This window comes from Collimonas fungivorans (assembly GCF_028292705.1).
GTDB lineage: Bacteria > Pseudomonadota > Gammaproteobacteria > Burkholderiales > Burkholderiaceae_D > Collimonas > Collimonas fungivorans_B.
The window spans coordinates 1-5,230 of the sequence record NZ_JAQGLV010000341.1 but is presented as its reverse complement, the minus strand read 5'-3'; the positions used below and the strand labels follow the sequence as shown (position 1 = coordinate 5,230).

Sequence of the window (5,230 nt, the reverse complement as noted above, 5' to 3'; positions counted from 1 at the left end):
CCAACTGGATATGGCTGCTGACCCGCAAATGAGCCGGCTGCCGCAAACGCTGCGCAGCCGGTCAATTTTTTCAGCCGCGGTTGCGCGAGAATTTTGCGGTCAGCTGGTTCAGTTTTTCCGCATGCTGGCGCGCTGCTTTTTCGGCGGCTTCCTGGGCCGCTTCGGCGGCGCGCTGGGCCTTGCGCTGTTCGGCGTTTTTCTTGAAACGTTCGCGCAGCGTCTCGGTGGCATGGGTGCGATGGACTTCCGTCACTTCATCCGTGCTGTTGCCTTCAAGGTCGAACCGGTGCGTCGCTTTTTCCATCCCCTTGAGATAGCGCAGCGAGTTGGTGTGCATGCCGAGCGCTATGCGCAAAGTCTTGCGGTTGAGTTCAGGCGTCAGGGCGATGAGCTGCTTGTCGATGCCGATCGCGAGCGGCTGGTAATCGCGGAATACCGCGAATTTTTCCTGGAGTTCCTTGAGCAGAACGCGAGCGGTTTGAACAGGGTTGGGAGTGGTTGCAACAGCAGGTGTATTCATTGACAACAAAAGCGTTATGTTTTAGAACGCTCAGGATATCACGGAGATGCCTTGAAACTCTTGCCGGGGCCGTGTTTTCCGGGCTCAGGCGCTGTTTTTCTGCAGCTTGTTGTTCTGCGGAGAACCGCGAAGCCGCGAATCTACATCACAACCACTCTATCGTGCATTGCATCATCGACATACTGTCAATATTGCGAGGCAGGGCTCTAATTGCCCGCCAGCGCCAATAATCTTTGCGCGCAAATCCTGACGGCATCGCGCAATTGCGGCGGATGGCGGATTTCGAATGCGAACGGCAGCCGCGCCAGTTGCCTGGCAAACCAGTCGAGATCGTCCGACTGGTTATGGACCAGCACGCCATCGGCGGTCTGCTCGAAGATGCCGATGGCGTCGAACAGGTGGTCGCGCGCCGACTTGAGATCGGTCTTGAGCAACACCTCTATCGCAAACGTGCGCGGCATGGTGGCGACCGAAAACGCCAGGTGGGCCAGGGCGTCGAAACCGGCCGGGCGGATAAAACTTTGTTCCAGCAGCTGTACCTGGCGGATCCGGTCCAGCCGGAACGAGCGCAGGTCCTTGCGCAGATGGCACATGCCCGCCACGTACCAGCGGCCGCTGCGATACACCAGGCCATAGGCGTCGAAATCGCGCTGGCTGTCGTCGCCGCCGGCGCTGCGGTAATGCAGATGCACGCGCTGCCTGTTTTGCGCCGCCGCGCTCAGCGCAACCAAGGCGGCGTTGTCGGCCGGCGAGACCGCTTGCGACAGGTCGAGCTTGACCGTTTCGTCGACAGCGCTGACACGGCGCTTCAGGTTGGCGGGCATGATCCGTTCCAGCTTGGCCTGGGCGCTCGCCACCGCCGGTGCCGCTTCCGCCAGGCCCAGGCTACGCGCCGCCAGCAAGCCGATCGACAAGGCCAGCGCTTCGTCGTCGGTAAACATCATCGGCGGCAGCTTGAAGCCGGCAATCAGCGCATAACCGCCGTGGCGTCCGCGATCGGTGGTGATCGGAATCCCCATTTCTTCCAGGGTCACGATATAGCGGCGCAGCGTGCGGCCGTCGACCTCCAGGCGCGACGCCATCTCGGCTCCGCTCATCCGGCCATGGGTTTGCAGCAGTTCCAGCACTGCCAGCACGCGTGTGGTTGGGTGGTACATGCTTTGCAGGATAATTTATATATAGGGCGGATTGTGTCCTAAATACACTTTATCTTCGGTTCCAGCAACAAAAATACAAATAAACCCCAATGCGCAAGGAGCCTCCCAATGAACCAATCCGTCAATCTCTGGCTGTATTTCATGATCGTATTCGGCGTCATCATCCTGCCCGGGCTGGACATGGCTTTCGTGCTGGCCAGCGCGCTGGTCGGCGGCCGACGTTCGGGCCTGGCGGCGGTGGCAGGGATTGTCGCCGGCGGCGTCTGCCACATGACCATGGGTGCGCTGGGCCTGGCGGTGGTGCTCAAGCTGTGGCCGAGCCTGTTCAACCTGGTGCTGCTGGCCGGCGCCGCCTACATCGCCTGGATCGGCTGGTCGCTGTTGCGCAGCGAGAGCGGTTTCCGTTTTGCCTCGACGTCGCCTGAGCCGGCCCCGGCCAAGGCGCCTGCAACCACCTTTTACCAAGGCATGCTGACCAGCCTGCTCAACCCGAAAGCCTACGTCTTCATGCTGGCGATATTCCCGCAGTTCCTGAAAATCGATGCTGGCCCGATCTGGAGCCAGGCGCTGGTGCTGTGGATAATCACCGCGCTTACCCAGGCAGGCGTGTACGGTTTCATCGCCATCCTGTCCAGCCGCACCCGCAGCTGGTTCGACGCCAATCCGCGCGGCAGCCTGGTTACGGCGCGGGTGGTTGGCGCATTGCTGATAGCGGCCGGGATCTTTACCGGGATCGAGGGCTGGCAGGCGATGTAGCCGCCGTGCTGGCCTCCGTACTTGCGCCGCACCGAAATAGAATGCGGCGCACCATCTTCAGGCAAAAATCCCGCGCCACGCGCCGCAACGGCGCGGCAGGCGAGTTTTTCTCGATTTGAAAAACAAAGAAACTGTTTTTAATCAATAGCTTAGCTTGATGGCACGACGTTTGCTCTGAATCAGGTCACAGGATCAACGACGATCCGACCTCTTCTGATGCAGGTCCAACGATGGATCTGTTGGACAACGGCGTCCTCTTGGCTCAACCGCTCTATGGTTGGGTCGAGAGGACGCCTTTTTGTTTTTAAAGACAAAAAATGGCAAACAAAGCAACCAGCATCGAACTCTTCAGCCTGCGCACGCCGCAGATGCGCGCCTTCCACCTGACCTGGATGGCGTTCTTCGTCTGTTTCTTCGCGTGGTTCGCCTGCGCGCCGCTGATGCCCCTGATCAAGGGCCAGCTCGGGCTGAGCATGGCGCAGATCGCCAATATCAATATCGCCGCTGTCGCCGTGACGATACTGGTGCGGCTGCTGGTCGGGCCGCTGTGCGACCGCTACGGTCCGCGCAAAACTTATACGGGGTTGCTGCTGGTCGGCGCGCTGCCGGTATTCGGCGTGGCGCTGGTGCAGAGCTACGAGAGTTTCCTGTTCTTCCGCCTGTGCATCGGTGCGGTCGGCGCCAGTTTTGTCATCACCCAGTACCACACCTCGGTCATGTTTGCGCCCAATGTGGTCGGCACCGCCAATGCCGCTTCGGCCGGCTGGGGCAATACCGGCGGTGGTGCGGCGCAAGCGCTGATGCCGTTGCTGGTGGCGGCCTTGCTGATGCTGGGCGTGAGCGAAACCATGGGCTGGCGCCTGGCGCTTTTGGTGCCTGGCGTGTTCATGCTGGTCATGGCGGCGCTGTACTGGCGCTACACGCAGGACTGCCCACAAGGGAATTACGCCGAATTGCGCGCCCAGGGCGTGGCTGTAGAAGGCGGTAAAAAGGGCGGCTGGGCCAGCTTCCGCGCCGCCAGCGGCAACTACCGGGTGTGGCTGCTGTTCGTTACCTACGGCGCCTGTTTCGGCGTCGAGATATTCATCCATAACATTGCCGCCATTTATTACGTCGATCATTTCGGCCTGTCGCTGAAGGGCGCCGGCATGGCAGCCGCCAGTTTCGGTCTGCTGGCTCTGTTTGCGCGCGCACTGGGCGGCTGGCTGTCCGACAAGGCGGCGTTGCGCGGGAACCTGGACAGCCGCGCGGTCCTGCTGTTCGTGCTGATGCTGGGCGAAGGCCTGGGCTTGCTGTGGTTCGCCCATGCCGGCAGCGTTGTGCTGGCGGTGGCGGCGATGCTGACCTTCGGCCTGTTCACCCACATGGCTTGCGGCGCCACCTATGCGCTGGTGCCATTCATCGACCGCAAGGCGCTCGGCGGCGTGGCCGGCATCATCGGCGCCGGCGGCAATGTCGGCGCAGTGGCTGCCGGTTTCCTGATGAAAGGCCTGGGCGACACCCAGCAGACGCTGACCATGCTCGGCGCGCTGGTGACGATTTCAGCCCTGTGCGCCATCGCCGTGCGCTTCAGCCCGGAGCACAAGGCGCAGGAACAAGCGTTGTACGACTTAGCCGCCAGAAGCGCATAAAGGACAGCACCATGAAAATCATCGTCATCGGCCACGGCATGGTCGGCCACAAGTTACTGGAATGCCTGGCCGACGCCGGCACGCCAGGCATGGCAGTCACTGTGCTGTGCGAAGAACCGCGCCCGGCCTACGACCGCGTCCACCTGTCGGAATTTTTTTCGGGCAAATCGGCGCAAGACCTGTCGCTGGTGGCGCCCGGTTTTTTCGAAGGCAACAGCCATATCGAACTGAAGCTGAACGCCAAGGCGCAACTGATCGACAGCGTCGCCAAGACTGTCACGGTGAATGTGAGCGGCGCCATCGAAATCCTGCCGTACGACAAACTGGTGATCGCTACCGGCTCCTATCCGTTTGTGCCGACCCTGGCCGGCAACCAGCGCAAGGATTGTTTTGTCTACCGCACCATCGAAGACCTGGAAGCGATGCTGGAATGCGGCAAACGGTCGCGCAGCGGCGTCGTGATCGGCGGCGGCCTGCTCGGGCTGGAATGCGCCAAGGCTTTGCGCGACATGCAGCTGGAAACCCATGTGGTCGAGTTCGCGCCGCGCCTGATGGCGGTGCAGGTGGATGAAAGCGGCGGCCGCATCCTGCGCCAGAAAATCGAAGAACTGGGCGTCACTGCGCATACGCAAAAGAACACCTTGGAAATCGTCGACGGCAAAAGCGGCACGCATCGCATGAATTTCGACGACGGCACCCATCTCGATACCGACATGATCGTGTTTTCGGCCGGCATCCGTCCGCGCGACGAGCTGGCGCGCGATAGCGGCCTCAAGGTCGGCGAGCGCGGCGGCATCGTGATCGACAACAGCTGCCGCAGCTCCGATCCGGATATCTATGCGATTGGCGAATGCGCCCTGTGGAACGGCCGCATATTTGGCCTGGTGGCGCCGGGTTACGACATGGCGCGCATCGCTGCAAAGCACATGCTCACGGTTGACAGCGGCACGGCAGTTCCTGAATTCACCGGCGCCGACATGAGCACCAAACTCAAGCTGATGGGCGTGGACGTCGCCAGCATCGGCGATCCGCACGGCAGGGAAGCCGGCAGCCGTTCCTACCAGTTCACCGACGAGCGCAAGCAGATCTACAAGAAGATCGTGGTGTCGGAATGCGGCAAATACCTGCTGGGCGGCGTGATGGTGGGCGACGCCAGCGAATACGGC

5 protein-coding genes are annotated in these 5,230 nt (G+C 61.5%); 3 read left to right on the top strand and 2 right to left on the bottom strand.

Annotation, left to right across the window (positions count from 1 at the left end):
• Nucleotides 1–70 precede the first annotated feature (70 nt).
• On the bottom strand, nt 71–520 hold the full coding sequence (locus JWQ61_RS19085; protein WP_041741028.1) for a ProQ/FINO family protein: 450 nt from the start codon (nt 518–520) through the stop codon (nt 71–73).
• Between the two features lie 206 nt (nt 521–726).
• Nucleotides 727–1,677 carry a YafY family protein gene (locus JWQ61_RS19080; protein WP_304361886.1) on the bottom strand — a complete coding sequence of 317 codons (951 nt, stop codon included), beginning with the start codon at nt 1,675–1,677 and terminating at the stop codon, nt 727–729.
• A gap of 108 nt (nt 1,678–1,785) precedes the next feature.
• Here JWQ61_RS19080 and JWQ61_RS19075 point away from each other — a divergent pair, with 108 nt between their 5' ends.
• From JWQ61_RS19075 to JWQ61_RS19065, 3 genes are all read left to right on the top strand, one after another.
• The gene (locus JWQ61_RS19075; protein WP_304361885.1) at nt 1,786–2,433 is read left to right on the top strand and encodes a LysE family translocator; all 648 of its coding nucleotides are present in this window, start codon (nt 1,786–1,788) and stop codon (nt 2,431–2,433) included.
• A gap of 317 nt (nt 2,434–2,750) precedes the next feature.
• Entirely contained in the window at nt 2,751–4,064 is a 1,314-nt protein-coding gene (locus tag JWQ61_RS19070; RefSeq protein ID WP_304361884.1) for an MFS transporter, read from the top strand.
• Nucleotides 4,065–4,075: 11 nt separating this feature from the next.
• The coding region (locus JWQ61_RS19065) for an FAD-dependent oxidoreductase (protein WP_304361883.1) at nt 4,076–5,230 on the top strand (1,155 nt) is incomplete at its 3' end.

Coding starts and splice junctions, on each gene's coding strand:
- JWQ61_RS19075 (WP_304361885.1), top strand. CDS start 1,786: ATGAACCAATCCGTCAATCTCTGGCTGTATTTCATGATCGTATTCGGC.
- JWQ61_RS19070 (WP_304361884.1), top strand. CDS start 2,751: ATGGCAAACAAAGCAACCAGCATCGAACTCTTCAGCCTGCGCACGCCG.
- JWQ61_RS19085 (WP_041741028.1), bottom strand. CDS start 520: ATGAATACACCTGCTGTTGCAACCACTCCCAACCCTGTTCAAACCGCT.
- JWQ61_RS19080 (WP_304361886.1), bottom strand. CDS start 1,677: ATGTACCACCCAACCACACGCGTGCTGGCAGTGCTGGAACTGCTGCAA.